This window comes from Pandoraea sp. XY-2 (assembly GCF_004193915.1).
GTDB lineage: Bacteria > Pseudomonadota > Gammaproteobacteria > Burkholderiales > Burkholderiaceae > Pandoraea > Pandoraea cepalis.
The window spans coordinates 2,841,777-2,866,425 of the sequence record NZ_CP030849.1 but is presented as its reverse complement, the minus strand read 5'-3'; the positions used below and the strand labels follow the sequence as shown (position 1 = coordinate 2,866,425).

The 24,649-nt window shown below is 63.8% G+C and carries 17 protein-coding genes, 1 tRNA gene and 3 pseudogenes; 8 read left to right on the top strand and 13 right to left on the bottom strand.

What is annotated here, in order from left to right; genetic code table 11:
* The first annotated feature begins 49 nt into the window (after window positions 1–49).
* Window positions 50–1,273 (top strand): annotated as a pseudogene (locus tag DRB87_RS12945) (DUF1501 domain-containing protein).
* Window positions 1,274–1,377: 104 nt separating this feature from the next.
* Here the strand turns inward: DRB87_RS12945 and DRB87_RS23960 are convergent.
* Window positions 1,378–1,719, bottom strand: coding sequence for a squalene/phytoene synthase family protein (locus DRB87_RS23960; protein ID WP_255501478.1), 342 nt, complete (start codon window positions 1,717–1,719; stop codon window positions 1,378–1,380).
* Window positions 1,644–2,252 (bottom strand): squalene/phytoene synthase family protein, encoded by a 609-nt coding sequence (locus DRB87_RS12940; protein WP_255501210.1) that lies wholly within the window; start codon window positions 2,250–2,252, stop codon window positions 1,644–1,646. Before DRB87_RS12940 ends, DRB87_RS23960 begins: the two co-directional genes overlap by 76 nt.
* Before the next feature lie 306 nt (window positions 2,253–2,558).
* On the opposite strand from DRB87_RS12940, the gene DRB87_RS12935 reads away from it, so the two are divergent.
* Window positions 2,559–2,645, top strand: a tRNA-Leu gene (locus DRB87_RS12935).
* Window positions 2,646–2,826: 181 nt separating this feature from the next.
* On the opposite strand, the gene DRB87_RS12930 is transcribed toward DRB87_RS12935, so the two are convergent.
* Both DRB87_RS12930 and DRB87_RS12925 read right to left on the bottom strand, forming a co-directional pair.
* Window positions 2,827–3,693 carry an NmrA family NAD(P)-binding protein gene (locus tag DRB87_RS12930; RefSeq protein WP_130026190.1) on the bottom strand — a complete coding sequence of 289 codons (867 nt, stop codon included), beginning with the start codon at window positions 3,691–3,693 and terminating at the stop codon, window positions 2,827–2,829.
* 63 nt (window positions 3,694–3,756) lie between these two features.
* Window positions 3,757–5,070, bottom strand: coding sequence for a serine hydrolase (locus tag DRB87_RS12925; RefSeq protein WP_130027856.1), 1,314 nt, complete (start codon window positions 5,068–5,070; stop codon window positions 3,757–3,759).
* 287 nt (window positions 5,071–5,357) lie between these two features.
* Between DRB87_RS12925 and DRB87_RS12920 the strand changes: the two genes are divergently transcribed.
* The gene (locus DRB87_RS12920) at window positions 5,358–6,272 is read left to right on the top strand and encodes a LysR family transcriptional regulator (RefSeq protein ID WP_130026189.1); all 915 of its coding nucleotides are present in this window, start codon (window positions 5,358–5,360) and stop codon (window positions 6,270–6,272) included.
* Window positions 6,273–6,874: 602 nt separating this feature from the next.
* On the opposite strand, the gene DRB87_RS12915 is transcribed toward DRB87_RS12920, so the two are convergent.
* A complete protein-coding gene (locus tag DRB87_RS12915) occupies window positions 6,875–8,554 on the bottom strand; it encodes an ABC-F family ATP-binding cassette domain-containing protein (protein ID WP_130026188.1) in 1,680 nt (559 codons plus the stop codon).
* 317 nt (window positions 8,555–8,871) lie between these two features.
* On the opposite strand from DRB87_RS12915, the gene DRB87_RS12910 reads away from it, so the two are divergent.
* Both DRB87_RS12910 and map read left to right on the top strand, forming a co-directional pair.
* Window positions 8,872–9,126, top strand: coding sequence for a ParD-like family protein (locus DRB87_RS12910; RefSeq protein ID WP_130026187.1), 255 nt, complete (start codon window positions 8,872–8,874; stop codon window positions 9,124–9,126).
* Window positions 9,126–9,956, top strand: coding sequence for a type I methionyl aminopeptidase (gene map, locus DRB87_RS12905; RefSeq protein WP_174966597.1), 831 nt, complete (start codon window positions 9,126–9,128; stop codon window positions 9,954–9,956). Before DRB87_RS12910 ends, map begins: the two co-directional genes overlap by 1 nt.
* Before the next feature lie 36 nt (window positions 9,957–9,992).
* Here the strand turns inward: map and DRB87_RS12900 are convergent, their stop codons facing one another.
* From DRB87_RS12900 to DRB87_RS12875, 6 genes and pseudogenes are all read right to left on the bottom strand, one after another.
* Window positions 9,993–10,820 (bottom strand): hypothetical protein, encoded by an 828-nt coding sequence (locus DRB87_RS12900; protein WP_130026186.1) that lies wholly within the window; start codon window positions 10,818–10,820, stop codon window positions 9,993–9,995.
* Between the two features lie 226 nt (window positions 10,821–11,046).
* Window positions 11,047–12,161 (bottom strand): annotated as a pseudogene (locus DRB87_RS12895) (HPP family protein).
* A gap of 384 nt (window positions 12,162–12,545) precedes the next feature.
* On the bottom strand, window positions 12,546–14,126 hold the full coding sequence (locus tag DRB87_RS12890; protein ID WP_130026185.1) for an efflux transporter outer membrane subunit: 1,581 nt from the start codon (window positions 14,124–14,126) through the stop codon (window positions 12,546–12,548).
* A 12-nt stretch (window positions 14,127–14,138) separates the two neighbouring features.
* On the bottom strand, window positions 14,139–17,324 hold the full coding sequence (locus tag DRB87_RS12885) for an efflux RND transporter permease subunit (protein WP_130026184.1): 3,186 nt from the start codon (window positions 17,322–17,324) through the stop codon (window positions 14,139–14,141).
* Between the two features lie 64 nt (window positions 17,325–17,388).
* Window positions 17,389–18,726, bottom strand: coding sequence for an efflux RND transporter periplasmic adaptor subunit (locus DRB87_RS12880; RefSeq protein ID WP_130026183.1), 1,338 nt, complete (start codon window positions 18,724–18,726; stop codon window positions 17,389–17,391).
* Between the two features lie 29 nt (window positions 18,727–18,755).
* Complete coding sequence (locus DRB87_RS12875) at window positions 18,756–19,661, bottom strand: alpha/beta hydrolase (RefSeq protein WP_130026182.1); 906 nt, start codon at window positions 19,659–19,661, stop codon at window positions 18,756–18,758.
* A gap of 241 nt (window positions 19,662–19,902) precedes the next feature.
* Here DRB87_RS12875 and DRB87_RS12870 point away from each other — a divergent pair.
* Window positions 19,903–20,915: pseudogene (locus DRB87_RS12870) on the top strand (LysR family transcriptional regulator).
* Window positions 20,916–21,471: 556 nt separating this feature from the next.
* On the opposite strand, the gene DRB87_RS23635 reads toward DRB87_RS12870, so the two are convergent.
* The gene (locus DRB87_RS23635) at window positions 21,472–22,458 is read right to left on the bottom strand and encodes a glutamate-rich protein 5 (RefSeq protein WP_240755976.1); all 987 of its coding nucleotides are present in this window, start codon (window positions 22,456–22,458) and stop codon (window positions 21,472–21,474) included.
* Window positions 22,459–22,654: 196 nt separating this feature from the next.
* Window positions 22,655–22,990, bottom strand: coding sequence for a hypothetical protein (locus DRB87_RS23065; RefSeq protein WP_165385307.1), 336 nt, complete (start codon window positions 22,988–22,990; stop codon window positions 22,655–22,657).
* Between the two features lie 706 nt (window positions 22,991–23,696).
* On the opposite strand from DRB87_RS23065, the gene DRB87_RS12855 reads away from it, so the two are divergent.
* The gene (locus tag DRB87_RS12855) at window positions 23,697–24,254 is read left to right on the top strand and encodes a DUF6445 family protein (protein WP_130026181.1); all 558 of its coding nucleotides are present in this window, start codon (window positions 23,697–23,699) and stop codon (window positions 24,252–24,254) included.
* A gap of 32 nt (window positions 24,255–24,286) precedes the next feature.
* Entirely contained in the window at window positions 24,287–24,649 is a 363-nt protein-coding gene (locus DRB87_RS12850) for a hypothetical protein (protein WP_130026180.1), read from the top strand.

The window sequence follows — 24,649 nt, the reverse complement described above, 5'->3', positions numbered from 1 at the left end:
TTGGACGACGACTTCGCAGGGTTGCGAAGCGGGCCGAGAGAGGTGTGAGATGCGTCGACGCGATTTTCTGACTTTCGCCGGTGGTCTTGGCGCGGCGTGGTTCACGCCGATGCCGGTGTTCGGGGCGGCACATGATCTGTCCGGGATACGGCAGGGCACGGGTGGCAACTACGGCAATCTGCTGATCCTTATCGAACTCAAAGGCGGGAACGATGGATTGAACACCGTCATTCCCTATGCCGATCCGCTGTATGCGACTCTGCGTCCCAGCATTGGTATCTCGCGGGATCAGGTCGTGCAACTCGATGAGCGTAGCGGCTTGCATCCGGCGATGGGCGCGTTGCTGCCGATGTGGCAGGCGAACGAGTTGGCGATCGTGCAGGGGGTGGGTATCCGCAGCCGAACCTGTCGCATTTCCGGTCTATCGAGATTTGGAATACGGCGTCGCGGTCGGACGAATATTTGCGCGACGGCTGGTTGTCGCGAGCATTCTCGCAGCGGGCCGTGCCGCCCGGGTTCGATGCCGATGGCGTGATCGTGGGCAGTGCTGAGCTAGGGCCGTTGGGCGGCGGTGCGCGCGCGGTGACGTTGACCAATCCTGCGCAATTCCTGCGCGAGGCCAATCTTGTATCGGCGAATGCGGCGAGGGTGAGCAATCCTGCGTTGGCGCATGTACTTCGTGTAGAGAACGACATCGTGAGGGCAGCGGACGGGTTGCGTCCGCGGCAGGGGCAGTATGTGTTGCGCGCGCCGATGCCGGCGGGGGCGTTCGGCAATGGGGTGAAAACGGCGCTGCAGGTGGTCGCGGCTGCCGATTCGCCGGCGGGCGTGCCGCAGCCCGGGCGTGGGGTTGCGGTGTTGCGCCTGACGCTAAACGGGTTTGATACCCATCAGAATCAGCCGGGACAACAGGCGAATTTGTTGCGTCAATTGGCGCAGGGGGTGATGGCGTTGCGGGCGGGGTTGATCGAGTTGAACCGCTGGCAGTTGACGATGATCGTCACCTATGCGGAGTTTGGTCGGCGCGCGCGACAGAACCAGAGCCAGGGGACGGATCATGGCACGGTGGCGCCGCATTTCATTGCCGGCGGTCGCGTGCGAGGGGGCTTTACGGCGACGTGCCGCGTTTGGATCGGCTCGACGGCAACGGCAACTTGCCGTTCGCCGTCGATTTCCGCGAGGTGTACGCGACGGTGCTGCAGCGCTGGTGGGGCTGGATCCGCAGCCGGTGTTGGGCGGCGTGTTCAAGCCGTTGGACGTGTTGCGCGCCTGATGCGCTGACGTTGACGCCGGCGGACGGGCGTGGCCGAGTGTCTGCGTCGTTGTCGGGTGTCGTGACGAAGTCGCGAGCCAGGGCGTGTTGTCCGCTGGTTCCTGTCAGCGTGCGCGCCAGGCGCGCCAGAATTTACGCAGCGGGGTGAGATCGATCCGTTGATGCAGCACTTGGTAATCGCTGGCGGCGACTTCGTCCATCAAGGCCAATTGCAGCGCGGCGAGGGCGAGCAGCGGCTTTTGTTGGCGGCGATCTCGTTTGGGGATGGCGGCTGCCGCCTCGGTGATGGCACGACGTGCGCGCGCGTGCTGGAACTTCATGAGGTCGACGAACGCGGGCGAGTACTTACCGTTTTGCAGATCGGCGGCGGTCACACCGAATTGTTGCAGCTCGTTGATCGGGAAATAGACGTAGCCGGCACGTGCATCGACGCCTGCGTCGGTGATGCGTCGGCCGAGCGTGATGGCGTGGCCGAGGGCGTGGGCACTAGCGGGGTTTGCGGGTCGTCGAAGCCATAGACGTGGGCCGCGAGCACGGCGGGTGCACCGCCGGCGGCGTCGCAATAGTGGGAGAGGCCGGCGAAGTCGAGGTAGCGCATCTGGGCCAGATCCATCTCTGCGCCATGCAGGACGGCGTCGAACGTGGCGCGGTCGAGCCCGCGTTGCTTGACGACGGGGGCAAGGGCGCGGGAGACGGGGTGCGCCGGGGAGCCGGAGAAGAGTCGCGCGAGTTCCTGGCGCCACCAGTCGAGCTTTGCGTGGGCGACGCCCGGGTCATGGACGGCGGCATGGATATCGGCGATTTCCTGGCAGAACGCGTGGACGGCGTACGCGGGGTCGCGCTTGGACGGCGGTAACTGGAGTAGTGCGTAGTAGAGAGCGGAGCCGGGAGGGCCGGCCTTCTGGCGGCAATACGCGGTGGCCTGCGCGGGACTGGCGGGGGTGCCGGAGGTGTCGTCGGCGGTCTGGTGGGGTTGCATGCGAATGGGGTATCGGTTGGGTCAGGTGCCCGGGTGCCGGTGCGCGGGCGCGCACGTGGGGCAAATGCCGTGAATTGGGGCGAATTCTAGCATTGAGGGCTTGGCGGCGGCGTGGGAAGGGCCGGGCGGGGTTGGGCGCTGCGTGAGATTGCCGGTGATTATCAGTTCGTGTAGAATTCTCGCCTGCTTTGACGCATGCGAGCGGGGCGGCGACGAGTCGCCCTTTTTCATGTCCGACAGGACGCATGCCGTCGACCCGATGCTGGGGTGTCGTACCTGTATCTAGGTGACCGACGCCCACGGGCTGCGAGGATGGCGAAATTGGTAGACGCACCAGGTTTAGGTCCTGACGCCCGCAAGGGTGTAGGGGTTCGAGTCCCCTTCCTCGCACCAACTCCCCGTTTTGGCATCGGTTACGAAGACTTCCAGTGGTTGGCGGGCACAGGTAAAACAGAACGGCGTGCGCGACGGTGGCACGGTCTGCTCGTCCCTGTACCGCCCTTCTTCATACCAACTCATCGTCGGATCAGGAGTAACAAGACCTTGAGTCCGCGCATCGCGCTATCGGCTCTGGTCAGGTGCGACGCGACACAAGCTCTCCCAGAACGGTCTCCAGTTCGACGTGGCCGCGCAAGATTCCATCAGGGCTGCTTTCGAAATCGATCCAGCCTTCGTTGAAGCCGTCCAGCATGCGCATGCGAGGTAGAGGATGCTTCATGCCCTCCGTGCGGAACAGCGCTTCCCAGGTCTGCCTTTCGACCACTTCCGCACGTACCTCACGACGCAACACGCACGCGAAAGCCGCTGCGAGATCGTTCGGACTCACCCGGCGTGGACCTTCAAGCTCGACGACGCGCACACCGCGCCACGTCTGCTGAAGGAGGTCGGCAGCAACGCGGCCGACGTCTGCGGTGGCGACCATCGGCACCGGCTTGTCGAGCGGCTGCAGGTAACTGGCAATCACTCCATCGTCGCTTGCGGACGCAACATCCCATGCGGCGTTCTCCATGAACCAGCCTGGCCGCAGGAACGTCACGGGCATCGGCATCTCGCGCAGCGCCTGCTCCATCAGCGTGCGTTGAGTGAGCAGGTTGACCTCGTCCGCCTGCGCGCCGATCGTCGACAGGCAAACGACCTTGTCGGGCCGTGCCTCCAGGAGAGCTGCGGACACAGCCTCAATTACCGTGCGCGCTTCGGGAAAGCCAGGTTCCGGATCGAACTCCGAAGGCGGCAGGATGAAAACGCCCGTCGCGCCTTCGAACGCAGCGGCGAGCGACGAAGTGTCTTCCATGCGAGCCCTCGCGATCTCGCAACCTCGCTGTGCCCAAGTCTCTGCCCGCGTCGCATCGCGCACGACTGCGCGCACCGACTGACCCGCAGCCAGTAGTTCGCGGGCCAGTGCGCCGCCCACCTTGCCGGTGATTCCTGTGATTACATACATTGCTCGTTCTCCATGTGTGGATAAATCGGTTGGCGCAGCGTGAATGTGCCGACGCTCAATCGCTCAGGCGCGACGCAATCCGTCGTAAAACGCCTGCTCGAACTGTCCGTAGAGGTTCACGACGCGCGCATCGTAGAAGGGCAGCATCTGCGTAAAAAGCGATCCGGCGACCCGCTTGACCGGATCCACCCAGAAGTAGGTGTTCAACAATCCGGCCCAGCTCACACTGCCTGCGCTTCGTCCGTGGGGTCCTGGCTGCATATTGATGTCGAACGACAGCCCCCACTTATGCGCAGTGCCCGGAAACTGATCGAAACTGTTCGACCAGGACGGCTGCGCCGTCTTCATCTCCGTGACCTGCAGGTCGCCAATGTGATTGCGGAACATTGTTGCGACGGTGTCGGCTCGTAGCACGCGTTCGCCGCGATAGGTACCGCCGTTCAACAACATTTGCAGGAACGCCATGTAGTCGCGCGGCGTGCTGAAGAGTCCGCCTCCGCCCATGAAAAATTCGGGGCGCTGGTTGATCTCGAACGGCTCGGGCGCGAGTGAGCCGTCCGCGTGACGCCTGTGCATGGTCGCGACGCGCCGCTTCTGCTCGCTACCGATGAGAAAGCCCGTGTTGCGCATACCCAACGGAGCGAAGATGTGCTCGCGGAAGTAGACTTCCAGCGACTGATCGGTCACGGCCTCGACCAGTTTGCCGAGCCAGTCCATGCTGATGCCGTACTCCCAGCGCTCGCCCGGCTCGAATTCGAGCGGCGCCGCGAATGCACCGTTCATCGAATAGCCGATGTCCGGCATGCCCGTTACTGTCTCGTACCGGCTTAGCTTGTCGCTCCAGATGCTGTAGGTGAATCCGGAGGTATGCGTGAGGAGATGGCGCACCGTAATCGCATTGCGCGCAGGACGCAGCTTGGGCTGCCCGGAGGCGTCGAATCCTTCAAGGATTTGAGGCGACTTCAACTGTGGCAGCATCTCGCCCGCAGGTTGATCCAGCCGCAGTCTGCCCTGTTCGATGAGCTGCATGCACGCGGTTGCGGTAATCGCCTTTGTCATCGACAGAAGCCAGAAGACTGTGTCGGGATTAATGGCCTCAGCAGTACGGGCGTTCGCCCGGCCGCATGCTCCCTCGTAAACCAGTCCGCGGTCGGTTGCGCCCATGGCGACAACACCGGCAACCGTGCCGTCGTCCACCGCCCTCTGCAGGCATTGATCGATCGAACTGTAGGCCGGTTGATCGGCCAGCGCGGCGTCGCCACTCGCGCGCTGCGATACTGCCCGCGCGTCGCGGCTTGCGACGCCACCAAGTGTCGCAAGAGCCAGCAGGCTCGACGCACCCTTCAGAAGACGACGACGATCTGTTTGAACTGCCATTTTCCGTTTCTTCCCGAATGAATGAATGAATCGCGGCACTACAGTGCTTCAGTGATGGCTGAAAGACGTGCGCCGCAAGCGGTTCCCGTTGAAGCGTCCAGCGGATGTCTCGGTGAGACGTATTCTGGCCAGGCACTAAGAAAAACAAAATGACATGGATGTCATAAGATAAGTGACAAAGCGTCATCAATTTGGCATGATCAACGGACATGCCCACTGCTGCGCGGCGCAGCGTTTGCTTTCACGCGGTCGACCGCGCTACGCCACACGTATTAACTCGAGCAACCATGAGATCCAGCAGCGAGAAGCTTTCCGGCAGCATTAGCGTGTTTGCCGCCGTAGTTGACGCGGGAACGTTTGTGGCCGCTTCGGAAGTGATAGGAATGACGCCGCCGGGCGTCAGTCGGGCGATTGCGCGGTTGGAAAAAAGGTTGAACATCCGGCTCTTCAGCCGGACAACGCGCTCCGTATCCCTGACTGAAGAGGGCCGCCGCTTTTACGAGCAGGTCATGCCCCATCTCGCCGGACTTGAGGAAGCTGCGGCCGCTGCGGCAGGCGGCGCGTCCGCTGTGCGTGGAAAGCTGAGAATCAATTTGGATCCTGTCGTCTACCGGACCATTCTCGGGCAACAACTGGATGCGTTCATGGACGCACACCCCGAACTCGAAATCGAGTTCATCGCGCGAGACAGCCTTGGCGACCTCGTCGTGGACGGCTTCGACCTCGCCGTGCGATTCGGCAAACCCAAAGCGTCAACCCTGGTCGCGAGAAAGCTGCTCGACACCCGCATCGTGACGGTCGCAGCGCCCTCGTACATTGCTCGCTGGGGACGACCGGCAAAACCCGAGGACCTGCAAGATCGAAGGCACAGATGCCTTGAATTTCGCAACCCGGAGACAGGCAAGCCGTTCCAGTGGGAATTTCATCGCAAGCAAAAACGCATCGTGGTCGACACTCAGGGACGACTCACGGTCAACGATCCTGGTGCCTTGCTCAACGCATGTCTCGCCGGTTCTGGGATTGCGCAGATGTTGCTGCTTGGTGCGGAGCCCCTGATTGCCGATGGCCGGTTGATCAATCTCTTTCCCGAATGGGTAGACGAACGGTATCCGTTATACGTCTACTACGCATCCCGGCACCACGTGCCGGCAAAGACCCGTGCTTTTCTTGAGTTCGTCGTGGAACTCACAGGCAATCACTAGCGCGCTGGCGCGCTAGTGCTGTTTCGGCGAACTGGCGAACTGGCGAGGCGACATCGAATCGCCGGTTACGTATGCGAAACGGACACTGACGCTCCGTGGTCGACCGTCCGCTTCCGGCCGGAAACGGTCATGAACGAGGGCAGTTTCTGACCCTGAGTTGCCGTTGGGGCCAACACGGCCGGGCGGCGGCTCACCCGGTGTTACGGATGTTGTGTGCCTTTGCGCATACCGCCACGTCCGCGATCACGTACGTCAGGCGTCTTCATCACTTCCCGGATCGATCACCTCGGCGTGTACAGCCAACGGCCACGACGGCTTTCCGCGTTGAGTTAGAGCAACCTGGAACCGATAGGTCAAGTGATCTCACCCGCTTGCCAGCAGTACACGCGATATCCCGGCCAACGTCGATGTGCATTTCCCAACGCCCAGCCCCAAGCGATTTCGAATCGACAAAGTTGCCGAAATCTATGCGCTTAACTCCCGATGCACGACCAGACGCTTAAGAAGTACCAACGCCGCTGAGGTTACACGCGAGCAAAGGGTATCCGGTCGGCGGTGCACGTCGCCTCCCTTGCCACGTGCACCACCCTCCCGCTGGGAGCTCAGGCGATGGCCTGCGGCTCTGCCGCAGTCTGCTCTCGCATGCGGCGAGCTTCGTCGCGCAGGAACTGCTGGTAATCGTCCAGGTCGCCGTCGAACGGCTCGACGCCGCCCTTGGTGACCAGCCAGAACTCATCACATACGGCACGCAGGAGCGCCCGGTCGTGACTGACCAGCATCACCGTGCCTTCGAATTCGTTGAGCGCCACGGCGAGCGCTTCGCGTGTGGCCAAGTCGAGGTGGTTGGTCGGCTCGTCCAACAGCAGCAGGTTGGGGCGCTGCCACACGATCATGCAAAGCACAAGCCGCGCCTTTTCACCGCCGCTCATCGTGCTGACCGCCTGATGGACCATGTCACCGCTGAAGTTGAAAGTGCCGAGGAACGTGCGAAGCGATTGCTCGGTGCCACTCTGACCCGGGGCGCGCATGTGCGCCGGCGTGTCCCTGGCAAGGCGAATCATGTGTTCCATCGGCGTGTCGAGCGGGCGCAGCACGTCGAGCTCCTGCTGTGCGAAGTAGCCGATGTTCAGGCCCTTGCCCTCGCTGATCTCTCCGTCAATCGGCGCCAGCGCGTGGGCCACCGTCTTCACCAGCGTGGACTTGCCTTGGCCGTTGGCGCCAAGAATTCCGATGCGTTGCCCCGCCAGCACGGAACGGTTGATGCCCCGCACGATGACCGTGGGCGGCGTGCCCGGCAGTGCGCCGGCCGGCGCGGGGTAGCCGAAGCTTGCGTCAAGCATTGACAACAGCGGGTTCGGAACGTTGAGGGGCTCCTTAAACTCGAAGTTGAACTCGGCATCGGCGAGCACCGGTGCGATCTTCTCCATCCGTTCGAGCGCCTTGACCCGGCTCTGCGCCTGTTTCGCCTTGGACGCCTGGGCCTTGAAACGATCGATGAATTTCTGCAAGTGGGCCATCTTCTCCACCTGCTTGGCCATCGCGGCCTGCTGCAACACGAGTTGCTCAGCGCGCATCTCTTCGAACTTGCTGTAGTTGCCGCCATAACGCACGAGCTTGGCATGGTCGACGTGCACGGTCACCTGCGTCACTGCATCGAGGAATTCGCGGTCGTGGCTGATCACGACAAGGGTTCCCTGATAGCGCTTGAGCCATGCTTCGAGCCAAACCAGCGCGTCGAGGTCGAGGTGATTGGTCGGTTCGTCGAGCAGCAGAAGGTCGGACGGGCACATGAGCGCGCGCGCCAACTGCAGTCGCATGCGCCAGCCGCCGGAGAAACTGTTGACCGGCTGGCTAAGCTGCGCAGCACTGAAGCCCAGGCCCAGGATCAGCGCTTGGGCACGTGCGGAAGCATCATGAGCCCCGGCGTCGTGCAGGCTCATGTAGGCGTGCGCCATACGCATGCCGTCGTCGCTGGCCTCGGCGGCGGCCACTTCTGCCTGCGCTGCCAGCAGCACGGTGTCACCCTCGACGACGAAGTCGGTCGCGCCCTGCTCGGTCTCCGGCATCTCCTGCGCGACCTGGCCCATCTTCCATGTAGTGGGAATGGAGAACTCGCCGCTATCTTCATGCAGCGTGCCATTGAGAAGACCGAAGAAGGAGGACTTGCCGGCACCATTGCGGCCAACGAGGCCAATCTTTTCGCCGGGGGCAAAGGTGACGGACGCGCTGTCGAGCACGACATTGACGCCGCGGCGCAGCGTGAGATTACGGATGGAAATCATAAGGGGCTACTTCGGGAGGACTGGCATGATAGCCGACCGGACGTGCAGGGCGTTGCAATCGCGTCGATTTGCATCGGCACCGGCAGCGGATTAGACGATAATTGTGTAGGACCACTATGCTTTTCAGGCGGCGCGGCGCTTTGATCATGCGGGTTAGGGCGATCGAGGCGACGAACGCATTTTGAGCAAGCCTGGCGCAAAGCGATTCCCCGTGTGATCGCTCGCGACTTCAAATCGCTTGCACTCGGCCGAGACAACCGGACACAGGTCTGATAATATACGTTTCGTAGCTACTTCGTATATAAAAGGACCGCAACATGGGTATCGTCAAGATATCGGAGCAGATGCACGCGGCGTTGCGCAACACCAGCGGCGCACTCAGCCGCTCGATCAACGCGCAAGCCGAGCATTGGCTGCGCGTGGGCATGCTCGCCGAACTCAATCCCACGCTGAGCTACGGCGACATCTGCCGCAAGCTCATCGAATCCGATGGCGTCCAGGCCAGTGAGGCCGAGGTCGCCGCTTCTCCAGCAACCGGTGCACCCGTCACCGCATTCAACAAGGTGGCGTAATGGTGCGCGAACGCGTTGTCATCCGATCCAACGAAGAAATTGCCCTGTCGCGCCGCGCTGGCGAAATGGCCGCGCAGGTGCTCGCGATGATTGGCGAGCATGTCAAGCCCGGCGTCACGACCGATGCACTCGATCGCCTGTGTCACGACTTCATCGTGGACGAGCTGAAGGCGATCCCCGCCAATATCGGCTATCACGGCTATCCGAAGACCGTGTGTGCGTCGGTGAATCACGTCGTCTGCCACGGCATTCCCGGCGAAAAGACGCTGCATGACGGCGATATCGTGAACATCGACGTCGCCCTCATCAAAGACGGCTGGTTCGGCGACACGAGCCGTATGTATTACGCCGGCAAGCCGAGCATTCTTGCCAAGCGTCTGGTCGATACGACTTTCGAAGCGATGCTCGCAGGCATTCGGGCCGTGCGTCCGGGCGCCACGCTGGGTGACGTCGGCTACGCGATCCAGACGGTGGCGCATCGCGAAGGCTTCAGCATCGTGCGCGACTATTGCGGGCACGGCATCGGCACCACCTATCACGACGACCCGCAGGTGCTGCACTACGGGCGCCCGGGCACGGGGCTCACGCTGCGCCCCGGAATGATCTTCACCATCGAACCGATGGTCAATGCCGGCAAGCCGGACACGAAGCAACTGGCGGATGGCTGGACAGTCGTCACGCGCGACCGTTCGTTGTCTGCCCAGTGGGAGCACATGGTGGCTGTGACGGAGACGGGCTTCGAAGTGCTTACGCAGTGGCCCGATGGCCTTGGCGAGTACGCCCGCTTCGGCACGCTCGAGAGCAGCGCGGCAACGGCCAACGCTGCCTGACAGGAATGACAGCGCCTGGGGCGCGCGGCACGCGCCTCAGACGTCGTCCGGTGCGTCGTCGAGCGTCAGCAACTGGTTGGCGAAGCGCCGGTACAACCATGCGGCGCTCCCCGTGGAGACCGCGATCCATGCCACCGACATCACCGTTTGAAGCACAAGCGTGCCGAGCGCTACCGACTTGGCGGCCGGCGCGACGCGCAGCAACGCTGCGAACAGGGCCGTCACGACAATGCCCGCAATAATCAACGGCAAGACCGTCCCTATCGTCGTGCCGAACATCGCCCAGAAGTGCCCGCGCGAATCCTGCCAAGCGGCGCGCCAGCGCTTGCTGCGTCCGGCGCCAATCTGGGCAAAGATCAGCGATACGCGCGTCAGCACGTAGAGCACCATACAGATCAACAGCACGCAAAATGTGGCAAGCCCCGCAGACGAATTGCCGTGTCCCGTTGCCCGCAGCGCCAACACCAACCCGATGCCGACGACCAGCCACACCGTCGCGAAGCCGACGAAAACCTGGGTTGACGTCCAGAGATAGCGCCAGAGATCGCGCCCATACCACCGCCCTTGCCGGGCGGCGTCGGGGCCGAGAATCGTATAGCGAAAGACATGGATGACGAGCACGGAGAACGCGACGAGATTCGCGAAAAAAACGCCGAACGACATGAGCGCAATGCGCAGACGATAGAGGGCGGGTTCGCCGATTTGCGATGCGGTGCGTGCGAGCTGATCGAGCGAAACGCTAAGTCCAGACGTCACGAGGAAGACGACGGCAATCGCCAGGCTTAGCCAGGGCCGTTGACGCAACGCGTTGAAGCCGTCGCGCCATGCCCCCTTGAAACACTGTTTGAACGTGATCGGTTCCATGCTCTCCCTTGCGCGAATTTCGCTTCGCTAAACGAAGCGCTACGGCGTCGGTACGTCACGCCGCCGCCATTCTTGCAGATCGGCTCAGGACTGACAATTCCACGCAGGGAGGGGCGGTGTCCGACGTGCGCAGTACCACGACGGGCGCCGGGCCAGGGTGAGGCAGGGGAAAGTGCGCTGCGATGCTTGACGCTCAGTGATCAGTTCCTGGCGGGCGATTGGCGTTTCACGCGGCCATGACCTTGCGAAGCACTTCGGCGTGCGTGACAACGCCCACGAGCCGCGCCGCTTCGTCGAGCACGGGCAGGGTGCCGTGACGTTGCGTCATCAGCAGCGGCACCAACTCCGAGAGTGGCATGCCGGCGGTGGCCGACTGCGGCTGCGCTTGCATGACGTCGCGAACCGCCGGGCGCTGCCCCGTGCCGATCGACATGCCAAAGCGCGGCCAACGCTGGCGGCGCGCTCGGCGCGTGTGAAGGTCGTGACGCGTGACCAATCCAATGACGCGAGCGTCGCCATCGACGACCGGCAGGGCGTCCAGCCCGTGTCGCTGCAACAGACGCCACGCCGCCGGCGCTTCGTCGTGCGCCTGGACCTTCGCGAGTGCCGGCGTCATGACATCGGCACAGGTCAACTCGCGGGCGCGGCGCGCATAGGCCTCGCGCTGGGTGTCGCGCAGCAGGCTGGCTAGATCGTCGGCGGAAATGTCGAGCAACTCGCTGCGGCGAGCGAGGGCCTTCTCGGCGTCAGCCGTCGTGACCGGTATGGCGGAGGCATTGACCGGACGCACCGTGGCCTGCGCACGCATGGCGTGTGGGTAGCGATGGCCGGTGAGCGCGTGATAACCGATGGCCGCGCCGAGCAGTGCCACCGACTGCACAGCAATCGGCTCAAGGACGAAACCGTACCCAAGGGCGTGGACAGCCGGGCCGCCGAGCACGGCGGTCAGTGCCACGGCGCCCGACGGCGGGTGCACGCAGCGCAGCGTGAACATCAACGCGATGGAGACGCCGACTGCAGTGGCCGCCGCGGCGATCGGCGACGGAATGTACATCGCGCACGTCACCCCGACGACGGCGGCGACCAGATTGCCCCCGAGAATCGACCAGGGTTGGGCGAGAGGACTGGCCGGTACCCCGAAAAGCAACACGGCGGATGCCCCATCGGCGCAACGAGCCAGGGGATATACGTCGCGGGGCCGAGCATCCAGAGCATCAGGCCACCGGTCAGTGCAATCCCGCACAGCGCGCCAAAGCCCGCGCGCAGTCGTTCGCGCCAGTGAACGGCCACCACGGCGGGCAGAAAACCCGCCAGCCAATCCCTCACGTCGCGTCGTGTCATTGCCATGTCGTCCCGCTCCACCATCTGCACCCGTTTAGGGCGGCGTGTTGATATTTTGTGCATGATATATCGTATATCGATGGATTGGGAGAGTGCGAGCGCGAGATTTTAATGCTGCGCCGCAGCGAAATCTCCGATAGGAACGGGTTGGCGATGAAGCGGCGCACCAAAATCAGGAAAACGAGACGCAAAAGGCGTGATCCTTGCCGGCGGAGGAAGGAGGGAATGCTGTCCGGAGGATGGGCGGATCGGCGGATGCGAAGAGCTCAGGTTCGTCTGGTGCGCACGGAGCAAAAAAAGCCCGGGCACGCCGAACGTCGGTTGACGCAAGGCAGGCACCGGGCAAGCAGGGACGCAGGGAAGAAACTTCGACGCAGATGAAATCTATCGGGCGGCTACCGTGGCGTTGTCGGCCGGCGTCGCCGCCGTAGCGCCGTTGGCCGGCTCGTTGGGCGACCTCGGCGTCGTGGACGTCGTTGGCGCATTGGCCACCGGCACATCGCCCCAGCCGCCGCCAAGAGCGCGGATCAGGTTGACGGTCGAGACCGCGTTCGCGCCGGCGAGTTGGACCGCGCTGCGCCGCGCCTGAAGCACCGTACGTTCCGCATCGATGACATCGAGATAGGCAATCGAGCCTTCCTGATACTGCATGCGCGAGAGTTGCGCGGCACGGTTAGACGCTGTCACGGCGTCGTTCTGTGCACGCGTCTGCGCGGCAAGCAGGCGCAGGTTGGACAAGTTGTCCTCGACTTCCTGGAACGCGACGAGGACTTGCTGGCGATAGTTCGCGACGTCTTCCTCGTAGCGCGCCCGCGCCCGCGACAGATTGCCGCTGCGCGCGCCGCCATCGAAGATCGGCATCGAGAGCAGTCCGCCTACTACTGGGCCGAGCAGGAAGGTACGGCTCGACCAGTTGAACAGGTCGCCCAGCGTGGCCGCTTCGAAGCCGCCCGCGCCGGTGAGCGAGAGCGAGGGGAAGAAGGCCGCTTTCGCCACGCCGATGCGCGCGTTGGCGGCTGCCATGCCGCGTTCGGCCGCCGCGATATCCGGACGTCGTTCGAGCAAGGCAGACGGCAGACCCGCCGGGATGTGCACGGCGACCGGCGTGAGCGGCGACGGCGCGAACGTGAATTGCGCGGGCGCCTTGCCGAGCAGAATCGCGAGGCTGTGTTCCGAGGCGGCCCGCAGACGCGCGACCGCCAGCGCGTCGGATTGCGCCGTGGCCAGTTCGGCCCTGGCGCGCGCCACGTCCAGCTCGTCGATATCGCCTTCGGCAAAGCGTCGCTGCACCAGCTTGAGCGCTGCTTCGCGCAGCGTCACCGTTTGCGTGTAGAGCGCCTGTTCGGCGTCGAGCTCGCGCAGGCTGAAGTAGTTCTGCGCGACATCGGCTTGCAGCGCGAGCTGCACCGAGCGATAGAGGGCTTCGCTCTGCTCGGCGTCCGCGCGGGCTGCAGCAACGTTGTCCGACACGCGTCCGAACAAATCGACTTCATAGCCGACGCTCGCTTGCGCGCGCCACAGCGTGTACGGCGCGATGTTCGTGCCGTCCGGTTGCATCTGCGAGGCGGGCGAGAGCTTCTGCCGTGTGGGACCGAACCCGGCGTCGAGCGTCGGGAACAGCGCCGCACGGGCCTGACGCTGCACCCCTCGGGCTTCCTGCACGCGGGCGGCGGCCGCCTTCAGGTTCTGGTTGGCCGCCAGCGCATCATCCTCGAGCGTGTCCAGGGTGGCGTCGCCAAACACCTTCCACCATTGGCCGCGCGCCATTGCTTCGGCGGGCTCGGCGGGCTTCCAAGTGCCGGCTTCACCGGCCGGGAGCGACGCTTCCTTGAATGCCGTCGGCGTCCCCTTGTCGGTCACCGTCGGCACTTCGTACGTGGGGGCCATCGAGCAGCCCGCCACCACCAGCAGGGCCCCGAGCAGGCTCGAGACACCCAGACTTCGTTTGATCCATTGCGATTGCATGATTGGCATCCTTCAGACTTCGGCCTTGACGTTGGCGGGCATGGTCGATGCGTGAGCGCTGTGCAGCGGCTTCTTGCCCGCCAGCGTGCGCAGCAGCACGTAGAACACCGGCGTCATCATCAGACCGAAGCCGGTCACGCCGATCATGCCGAAGAACACGGCAACCCCCATCGCGTGACGCATTTCCGAACCGGCGCCGGTCGATGTCACCAACGGCACCACCCCCATGATGAACGCGATCGACGTCATCAGAATCGGGCGCAGACGCAGGCGGCTTGCCTCGATCGCGGCGGCCACGGGACTGCGGCCTTGCATTTCCAGCTCGCGTGCGAACTCCACGATCAGGATCGCGTTCTTCGCGGAGAGCCCCACCAGCACCATCAGACCGATCTGCGTGAAGATGTTGTTATCCCCTCCGGTCAGCCACACGCCGAACAGCGCGGACAGAATGCTCATCGGCACGATCATGATGACGGCGAGCGGCAGCGTCAGGCTTTCGTACTGTGCGGCGAGTACCAGGAACACCAGCAGCACCGAGATCGGGAACACCCACAGCGCCGAGTTGCCCGCGAGAATCTGCTGATACGTCAGGTCCGTCCATTCGAACTTCACCCCGCGCGGCAGCGTCTCGGCGGCAATGCGCTCCACGGCAGCCTGCGCCTGACCCGACGAATACCCGGGGGCCGGACCGCCGTTCACGTCGGCAGCGGTGTAGCCGTTGTAGCGCACCACCATTTCCGGGCCGAACGTTGGCGACACTTTCACCAGTGACGAGAGCGGCACCATGTCGCCATTGCTGTTTCGAGTCTTGAGCAGCCCGATGTCGTCGGCATGGGCGCGGAACGGCGCATCGGCCTGAACACGCACCTGATACACGCGCCCGAACTTGTTGAAGTCGTTCACGTACAGCGAGCCGAGGTAGATCTGCATGGTGTCGAACACGTCGGTGATCGGCACACCCAACTGCTTGGCTTTCACGCGGTCGAGATCCACGTTCAACTGCGGCACGTTGATCTGGTACGACGAGAACGTCGGGCCCAGTTCCTTCGTCTGCGAGGCCTTCTTGATGAACGCCTGCGTGGCGTCGTTCAAGGCGGCGTAGCCGAGCGCGCCGCGATCTTCGATTTGCAGCTTGAAGCCGCCGAGTGTCCCGAGCCCCAGCACCGGCGGCGGCGGGAACACGGCGATGAACGAGTCCTTCATCTTCGAGTATGCGCCGTTGAGTTGCCCGGCGATGGCGGCCGCCGAGAGCGTCTTGTCGTGACGCTCGGCGAACGGCTTGAGCGTGACGAACACGATGCCCGCCGACGACGAGTTGGTGAAGCCGTTGACCGACAACCCCGGGAAGGCCACGGCGCTCTGCACCCCCGGCGTTTTCAGGGCAACGTCGGTCATGTCGCGAATCACCTTCTCGGTACGGTCGAGCGACGCGCCGTTCGGCAACTGGGCGAACGCGACCAGATACTCCTTGTCCTGCGCCGGCACGAAGCCGCTCGGCACGACCTTGCTCATCAGCATCGTGGCGCCGAGCAGGACGGCGAAGATCGCCATCATGATCGCCTTGCGCCCGATCACGCGCGTCACGCCTTGACCGTACTTCTCGGAGCCGCGATGGAACACGCGGTTGAACGCATTGAAAAAGCCGCCCAGATATCGGTTCATCTGCCGCGTGAGCCAATCGGGCTTGGCGTGATGGTCCTTGAGCAGCAGCGCGGCCATGGCCGGCGACAGCGTAAGCGAGTTGAAGGCCGAGATCACGGTCGAGATGGCGATGGTCATCGCGAACTGCTTGTAGAACTGACCCGTGAGACCCGACATGAAGGCGAGCGGCACGAACACGGCCACCAGCGTGAGCGCGATCGCGATAATCGGACCACTCACTTCGCGCATGGCCTGATACGTCGCTTCCTTGGGCGAGAGCCCGGCCGCGATGTTGCGCTCCACGTTCTCGACCACCACGATGGCGTCGTCCACCACGATACCGATGGCGAGCACCATCCCGAACAGCGACAGCGCGTTGATCGAGTAGCCGAAGCCGAGCAGCAGGGCGAATGTCCCCACAATCGATACCGGCACGGCGAGCAGCGGAATGATCGACGCGCGCCACGTCTGCAGGAACACGATCACTACCAGCACCACGAGGGCGATGGCTTCAAGCAGCGTGTGCACCACGGCCTTGATCGACGACCGCACGAACTGCGTCGGGTCATACACGATGCGATATTCGACGCCCGGCGGCATGTCTTTTTGCAGCTCCGCCATGGCTTCGCGGACTTGATCGGAGATCTGCAGCGAGTTCGCCCCCGGTGACTGGTTGATGGCCAGCGCCACCGCCGGCTGGTTGTCGAGCAACGAGCGCAGGCTGTATTGCGAGGCGTCGAGCTGCACGCGGGCCACGTCGCCCAGGTGCGTGACGGCACCGTCCGGTGAGGTCTTCAGGATGATGTCGCGGAACTCGTCTTCCGTATTCAACCGCCCACGCGCGTTGACGTTGAGCTGCAACGGCGTGTTCGGACCGGCCGGCGACGCGCCGATGACACCGGCCGCGACCTGCACGTTCTGTTCGCGAATGGCCTTCACCACGTCCGAGGCGGTCAGGCCGCGCTGGGCAACCTTTGCAGGATCGAGCCACACCCGCATCGAGTAATCACCCGCGCCCCACAACTGCACCTCGCCTACGCCCTTGATGCGCGAGAGGCGATCCTTGACGTTGATGAGCGCGTAGTTGCGCAGGTAGGTCATGTCGTAGCGCTGGTTCGGCGAGAGCAAGTGCACCACCATCGTGAGCGTGGGCGAGGACTTGATCGTCGTCACCCCCAGACGCTGCACGTCGTCCGGCAGACGCGGCAGCGCTTGCGAGACACGGTTCTGCACGAGCTGCTGGGCCTTGTCCGGGTCGGTGCCCAGGCGGAAGGTCACGGTCGTGGTGAGGTTGCCGTCGCTGTTGGCCTGCGACTGCATGTACAGCATGTTCTCCACGCCGTTGATCTGCTCTTCGAGGGGCGCGGCCACGGTCTCGGCGATCACCTTCGGGTTGGCGCCGGGGTATTGGGCATGCACCACGACCGACGGCGGAACCACTTCCGGGTACTCCGAGATCGGCAGCTGGAACACGGCGATCAGGCCGGCCAGCAGCGTGATGATCGAGAGCACCCCCGCGAAGATGGGCCGGTCGATAAAGAATTTTGAGATGTTCATGACGAGACTCTTGGGGGTCGTTCAGGGCGCGGTTCGCGCGTGCGCAGGTGAGCGTGGGCGCATTTCACGAACGCGTCGCCGTGGTGGCCGCCGCGACCGAACGGGCCGTGGCCGGCTTGGCGCCCGCGCTGGCCTTGGGGTTGTGCTGAGGCGGCTGGCTCGAGGTGTTCGCGGGCGTGCCGGCGGCAGTGTCGGTAGCGGTGGCGTTGGTGGCCAGGGCCGGCGCGACGATGTCGTGCCCGTCGCCCGTATCACCGGCCATCTTCACGGCCTTCGGCGTGACCGGATCGCCCGGACGCACGCGCTGCAGCCCGTTGACAACGATGCGCTCACCGTCCTTCAGGCCGCCTGCGATCTCGATGAGACCGCCGTGGCGCTCGCCCAACTGTACTTCGCGATACTGCACCTTGTTCTGCGGGTCGACGACGAGCACGAACTTCTTGCTCTGGTCGGTGCCGATGGCGGCCTCGTCGACAAGCAGCGCCGGGTGCGGTTCGCCGCCGCCCACGCGAATGCGGGCGTACAGGCCCGGCAAGAGCGCGCCGTCGGTGTTATCGAAGCGCGCACGCACACGGATCGTGCCCGAGGTCGTATCAAAACGGTTATCGACCGAATACACGGTGCCCTTGCGCGAATAACCGGACTCATTGGCCAGGCCCAGGTCGACGGGGACGCCGTTCGTCTTCGCGGTATCGCGCGCGAGATAGCGCAGATAGGTCTGCTCATCGACGTCGAACGCCGCGTAGATCGGCGAAACGGAGACCACGGTGGTCAGCGCAGGCGATTGTGCGCCGGCCGATACCGTATTGCCCACCGTGATTTCCGCGCGCGAGACCCGACCTGCGATCGGCGCCACGATTTGCGTGTAGCCGAGGTTGATGCGAGCGGTTTCGAGCGCGGCGCGTGCCGCTTTCACGTTGGCGCCAGCCTCGCGCGCGGCGTTTTCCTTCTGGTCGAAGTCCTTCTTTGCGATGGCGTTATCCGCGATCAGCCGCTGCGCGCGGGCGAGGTCGGTGCTGGTGAAGACGTCGCGTGCCTGCGCCGACGCGAGTTGCGCCGCCGTGCGGTCGACTTCGGCCGCATACGGACGCGGATCGATCGTGAAGAGCGCATCGCCCTTTTTCACGAGCTGTCCGTCCCTGAAATGCACGGCGGTGATGGTGCCCGACACGAGCGGCTTGATGTCAACGCGATCCACAGCGTCGAGGCGGCCGGAATAGCTTTGCCAATCGGTCACGGTGCGTGAGATCACGTTGGCTACGTCGACTTCCACTGTCGGCATGACTTGCGCGCTGGGAGGCGTGCTGGCGTCGACGCGCACGACCGTGAGCGTGCCCAGGGCCACGAGCGCCACCGTAACGGCGGCGGCAATAAGAACGGGTTTGCGAGCGAGGGTGGTCATTTTTTTAAAATCTCCGGAATCGGATGGACTCACTGGGGGGCACCGGTGGCGGGTGGCGCCAGCCGGCGTGTCAGGAACGCGGCCACTTCCCGCAGTGCGGCGGGCAGGGCGGCCAGGCCGTGATGGGACGCGCTGCGATGGCGCGTGACCTGTGTCGGCACGCCGGCCGCGATGAGCTCCGCCGCATATTTTTCGGCTTCGACGTGTAGCAGGTCATGTTCGGCAGAAGCAATCAGCGTGGGCGGCAGGCCCGCGAGACGGCGCGATTCGAGCGGCGCGGCATACGGATGCAGACGCTGCGTTGCGTGCGGCAAATAGGCGCGATAGCAGCGGGCGCACTCGCTGGCTTCGATATCGCTTGGCGTGCGCCCGTCGGCCAGGCGCGTCATGCTAGGGTCGAGCAGCGGAGCGAGCAGTACCTGTGCCGAGATGGCAATTTCACCGCGATCACGCGCCATCATCGTCAACGCTGCGGCGATGTTGCCGCCGGCATCGTGCCCGGCCACGGCAAGACGGCGCGGGCTGGCACCGTAGCGCCGGGCGTTGCGGTGCAGCCAGCGCGCGGCGCACCACGCATCTTCCGGCGCGGCGGGGAACGGGTGTGCCGGGGCGAGCGAATACCCCACCGAGACCACCAGCGCGGGGATGTGCAGAGCAAGATAGCGGGCCGTGGCGTCGCCGTCGTTGAGCGAGCCGTGGCAGAAGCCGCCGCCGTGGAAGTACAGCACGACCGGCAAATGCGCTTCGAGCGGCACCACCACGCCCGCCGCCCCGGCGTGGGCGGCATCGGCGCCGGCGTGGCCGGTCGGCCGATACAGACGCAGGGTGACCGGGCCGGCATGACCGGCGATGCTCACCTCTTCGATGCGCAGTCCGTCGTCGGTGCGGTGCGTTTGGCCCGGACGTCCCGAGGGCGACTTGGCGTTGGCTGACATATGGCGTTGGGCTCGCGAGCGCGATACCCCTCTGATGACATTCGATGGATCGAAGTCTAGAGGCGACGGACATCGGGATAAACGCCTATAATTTGGCAACACTATTCGGTCAGATCGACTAATCGATGTCGGCCTTGCCGGTATTGGCTTCTGCCGCCGACCAATTTGCTTATGCACTTGCAATGCGCGTGAAATAAGCCGGATTGGCTGATGCAACCACGTTTTCGAATGGGGAAATGTCATGGATCGCTTGCAAGCGATGCAGGTATTCACGCGAGTCGTCGAGGCAAACAGCTTTTCACGTGCGGCCGACAATCTCGGTTTGCCGCGCACCTCGGTGACCACGATTATTCAGAACCTCGAGGCGCATCTGGGCACGCGGCTGTTGCAGCGTACGACCCGGCGACTCAACCTGACGCCTGACGGGGCTGCGTATTACGAGCGATGCCTGCGCATCCTCGCGGATATCGAGGAAACCGAATCGTCGTTCCGGGAGAGCAGCCAGCGCGTGCGCGGCAAGCTGCGCATCGACATGCCGGGTTCGCTCGGCAAGCTGGTGGTGCTGCCGGCGCTGTGCGAATTTCACGAACGCTACCCGGAAGTCGAACTGATGGTGGGCATGGGCGACAAGCCGGTCGACCTGATCCAGGAGGGCGTCGATTGTGTGTTGCGCGTTGGCACGCTTCAGGATTCGAGCCTGGTCGCGCGACGCGTGGGCCTGTTCCAAAGCCTGACGTGCGCGTCACCGGCTTATCTCGAGCGCATGGGCATGCCGCATTCGCTCGACGACCTGCAACGGCACACGGCGGTGCACTACTTCTCGAGCCGAACGGGGCGCGTCGTCGAGGACCAGTTCCTGGTGGACGGCAAGGAGGTCGAGATCCCCATGACAGGGGCGGTCGCGGTCAACGACGCCGAGGCGTATCTGCAATTGGGACTCGCGGGGTTCGGGACGGTGCAGCTCGCGCGCTTCATGGCGCTGCCGTATCTGCAATCGGGCCAATTGGTCGAGATTCTGCACCAGTGGAAGCCGCCCCCATGCCGATTTCGGCCGTGTATCCGCATAACCGGCATCTATCGCCGAAGGTTCGCGTGTTTGTCGACTTCATCGCCGAACTCTTCGAACGTTGCCCGTTGCTGCAAGGGCTCGACGAAACCGCAGGCTCATGCAAGCCGACCGTGGCGGCCGACGACGCAGACGGACACTGGGCCTCGTACGGCACGCAAATGGCGCCGCAAGACGTCGTGGTTTGACGGATTGGCCGGCGGCGCCGGCCCACCTCGCAACACCGGAAGACGCGCCCGCGCGGCCGCCCATCAAGCGCCGCGCGGGCGCTTCGTTTTGCGCATGATGGCGCCACTGGAGGGGCGGGCGACCGTGGCCGGATGCCGCTGTCACGGTGCTCGGCAGTGCGCGCACGGCCGAGTTGGACCACCTGACTGTCCCTAGCTTCGTGGCGACGTAAAGCACGCCGCGCTTGGGAAAATTCTTAATCAGAAAAGCGCAAACGCGCCGCCGCCAGAATGATTTCGTGTCGCGCTTGCCGCCTGGCGCCCTGTGTCTTGATGCGGTAAGGCACCAGCATTGCCGCAGGTGAGCGGCCGTCCCTCGTACCTCTCTTTCGTCTCTTTCCCGACTTGAATCGATGGCTCTCGCAGTGCGTTTGCGAGGCTACACGGCGTTTGGGTCTTTCGGAATTCATCAGAATCGCTCTCGCAGGTGTCCGATGTTTAATTGATTCAAGGAGCAAAGCACCATGAACGAGAACGATCTGGAACTGCAACTCAACGAAGACCAAATCCGACACATTCAAGCGATCACCGGGCAGCGCATCGGCGCTATCCGAGTCGTGTCGAGCTTCCCGGAACTTCGCGGTGTGTTCGGCGCGCAGGGGCCGGGGTGCAAGGCCATCCGAACGGTCAGGGTTTGCAAGGCGTGCAAGGCGTGCAGGGGCCGCAAGGCGTGCAGGGCGTGCAGGGGCCGCAAGGCGCCCAGGGCGTGCAAGGCCCGCAGGGATATCAGCACGCCCAGGGCATTCAGGGCATGCAGGGACCGCAAGGTATGCAAGGTGCTCAGGGCATGCAGGGACCGCAAGGTATGCAAGGCGTCCAAGGCATGCAGGGACCTCAGGGCATGCAGGGTCCGCAAGGGGCTCAGGGGTATCAGCACGCTCAAGGCATTCAGGGCATGCAGGGCCCACAAGGTATGCAAGGTGCTCATGGCATGCAGGGCCCACAAGGTGTGCAAGGTGCTCAGGGCATGCAGGGTCCACAAGGTATGCAAGGTGCTCAAGGCATGCAGGGCCCGCAAGGTATGCAAGGCATTCAGGGCCCACAAGGTATGCAAAGTGCTCAGGGCATGCAGGGCCCGCAAGGTATGCAAGGTGTCCAAGGCGCGCAGGGCCCGCAGGGTATGCAAGGCATTCAGGGCCCACAAGGTATGCAAAGTGCTCAGGGCATTCAGGGCCCACAAGGTATGCAAAGTGCTCAGGGCATGCAGGGCCCGCAAGGTATGCAAGGTGTCCAAGGCATGCAGGGCCCGCAGGGTATGCAAGGCATTCAGGGCCCACAAGGTATGCAAAGTGCTCACGGCATGCAGGGACCGCAAGGTATGCAAGGTGCTCAGGGCGTGCAGGGTCCGCAAGGTATGCAAGGTGTCCAGGGCATGCAGGGACCACAGGGTATGCAGGGCGTCCAGGGCATGCAGGGTCCGCAAGGGTATCAGCACGGCCAAGGCGTGCAAGGCGCTCAGGGTCTGCAGGGCCCGCAAGGCGTGCAAGGCGCTCAGGGCATACAAGGCTCGCAAGGACTCCACTGATTCGACGTGACACCTTGGTCGGACACGGGCGCGAAACCGCAGGTTTTATCGTCCGCTCGTGTCTATTGCGTGTGATGCGGCTCGCGCCCGTAGTGCGTCGAGTCGCGAATTCCGGGTGTCCTGGCGGGCACCCGGCATGGGAGCCGCGGTGATGTCGTCAACTCTCTTACCTTTGTCAGCAGAACAGCGCGCGCGGTTGTTCAACGCGACCGGCGCGCCGCTGCGCAGACTCCGTGTGGAATCCTCCACTGGCATCGGCGTTGCCGTCGATCGCTACTGTGCCCGGTGCCTGCTCACCGAAGACTTGCCTGGCGTGCATATCGAAGCCGATGGCATTTGTCAGGCCTGTCATGCGTTCGCGGCCGAAGCCGCACGCGGCGACTACACGCAGCGCCGTCTCCTGGAGGTCGTGCAATCCTGTCGCGGAGAAGGCACGCCCGACGCCGTAGTGGCCTATTCCGGGGGCAAGGACAGCGCGCTCACACTGCTCCTTGCCGTAAAGGAGTTGCATTTGCGCCCCATCGCCGTGCTCGTCGACAACGGCTTCATTCCCGATGAGGTCAAGGACAACGCGAGGACGTTCTGCGCGCGCTTTGGCGTAGCGCTGGTGATCGAGACGATCGACATTCGCCAGGTGGCCCGCGAATCGCTGGCGTCCAGTTCCGGCCAGATTCCGTGTGCCTCATGCATCGGCGGAGTGTTTGCGGCGATGGCAAAGGCGTGCAGAACGTACGGTGTCCGACTCATTCTCAGTGGACACCGATTTCCTCCGCTGGCGTATCCGGTGAGCGGATTCACGAAGCGTGACGCCGACAACGGCTTCTTCTGTGCCTCGCCTTTGCTCGCGCGAGGGCTGAGCGAGGCCGAGCAGATGCAGTGGATCCGGCACGCCGGTTGGCAACCCACGGCCATGGCGGGCAACACATCGAACTGCAAGCTGATCGGTGTGGTGGAGCAGCATCTCTATGACGTGCAAGGATTCAATCCCCACATCTACGAGGTGTCGAAGGAGATTCGCGCCGGCTTCTACGATCGACGCACGGGGTTTGGCAAAGTCGATCGTCCGGAGATATCCGCCGAGCACCTGCAATGGGTGCGTGAGCGCATGCTGCCGGATGCGCCCGAGACGCCGACCGCACGCGATGCCGAGCGTGTCCCGGGGAGGCCGCTGTGCGAGGGCGCCAGCGTGACGAACCGGCTACGCCAAAGTGAGCTCCATGCACGACTCCATCATCGTGACCGACGATTTCTATCGCGATCCCGCCGACGTGCGCGATTTCGCGTTGAGGCAGACCTTCGCGGTCAAGGGCAACTATCCCGGCGCGCGTACCGAGGCGTTTGTCCACGACGGCGTCACGTCGGCAATCCAGGACATCGTGAAGTCGCCCATCACCTATTGGCCGGTCGACACCTACAACGGTGCGTTTCAATACAGCGTGCAGCGCGATATCACGTGGGTGCATGCCGACCACACCACAGTGTGGTCCGGCGTGGTCTATCTCACGCCCGATGCACCACCGACGGCAGGAACGGCCTTCTTCCAGCATATCGAAACCGGCTTCGACCTCTACCCCGATGACGACGACCAGCGGCAACGTTGCGACGCCGATGCCGCCGCATGGGAGCGCTGGGAGATGACCGACCGCATCGCGAATCGCTTCAATCGCCTCATCCTGTTTCGCGGTAGACGGTTTCACGCGAGCCAGGGGCATTTCGGCGACTGCAAGGAGAACGGGCGCCTGTTTCAAACGTTCTTTTTCAACACGCAATATTGACGTTCCCCTTCCTTTCGATCGGAGGTACTTTCATGACGGCTTCGGAACTCTTCTTCCCGGTGGGTTCGCTCGACCTGAGCGAGGCGCAATCAGCAGAGATCAAATCGGCGTTCGGGCATGAGATGGCGGCCGTGCCGCTCTATCGGGTAGTGCCTGTGTCGTCCAGTGACCGGTACGTTGCGTTGGAGGGCGTGCCGGGTTTGCCGGGAATTCTGGTGCACTACCGCGACGAAGATCCTGCCCAAGGCGGAAAGATCATCGCGTCGGTCAGGGCGGAAATGGCGCGCGGACCGGACGACTCCGCCGTCTTCGCGGCACACACGAAGCTGATGGCGCCGCGAGCCGAGAGCGAGTCCGCCAAAAGCGGGCCGCCGGCGGCCGGCAAGCGCAAGTGA

Coding starts and splice junctions, on each gene's coding strand:
- DRB87_RS12940 (WP_255501210.1), bottom strand. CDS start 2,252: ATGCAACCCCACCAGACCGCCGACGACACCTCCGGCACCCCCGCCAGT.
- DRB87_RS12930 (WP_130026190.1), bottom strand. CDS start 3,693: ATGTATGTAATCACAGGAATCACCGGCAAGGTGGGCGGCGCACTGGCC.
- DRB87_RS12925 (WP_130027856.1), bottom strand. CDS start 5,070: ATGGCAGTTCAAACAGATCGTCGTCGTCTTCTGAAGGGTGCGTCGAGC.
- DRB87_RS12920 (WP_130026189.1), top strand. CDS start 5,358: ATGAGATCCAGCAGCGAGAAGCTTTCCGGCAGCATTAGCGTGTTTGCC.
- DRB87_RS12915 (WP_130026188.1), bottom strand. CDS start 8,554: ATGATTTCCATCCGTAATCTCACGCTGCGCCGCGGCGTCAATGTCGTG.
- DRB87_RS12910 (WP_130026187.1), top strand. CDS start 8,872: ATGGGTATCGTCAAGATATCGGAGCAGATGCACGCGGCGTTGCGCAAC.
- map (WP_174966597.1), top strand. CDS start 9,126: ATGGTGCGCGAACGCGTTGTCATCCGATCCAACGAAGAAATTGCCCTG.
- DRB87_RS12900 (WP_130026186.1), bottom strand. CDS start 10,820: ATGGAACCGATCACGTTCAAACAGTGTTTCAAGGGGGCATGGCGCGAC.
- DRB87_RS12890 (WP_130026185.1), bottom strand. CDS start 14,126: ATGCAATCGCAATGGATCAAACGAAGTCTGGGTGTCTCGAGCCTGCTC.
- DRB87_RS12885 (WP_130026184.1), bottom strand. CDS start 17,324: ATGAACATCTCAAAATTCTTTATCGACCGGCCCATCTTCGCGGGGGTG.
- DRB87_RS12880 (WP_130026183.1), bottom strand. CDS start 18,726: ATGACCACCCTCGCTCGCAAACCCGTTCTTATTGCCGCCGCCGTTACG.
- DRB87_RS12875 (WP_130026182.1), bottom strand. CDS start 19,661: ATGTCAGCCAACGCCAAGTCGCCCTCGGGACGTCCGGGCCAAACGCAC.
- DRB87_RS23065 (WP_165385307.1), bottom strand. CDS start 22,990: ATGCAACTCCTTTACGGCAAGGAGCAGTGTGAGCGCGCTGTCCTTGCC.
- DRB87_RS12855 (WP_130026181.1), top strand. CDS start 23,697: ATGCACGACTCCATCATCGTGACCGACGATTTCTATCGCGATCCCGCC.
- DRB87_RS12850 (WP_130026180.1), top strand. CDS start 24,287: ATGACGGCTTCGGAACTCTTCTTCCCGGTGGGTTCGCTCGACCTGAGC.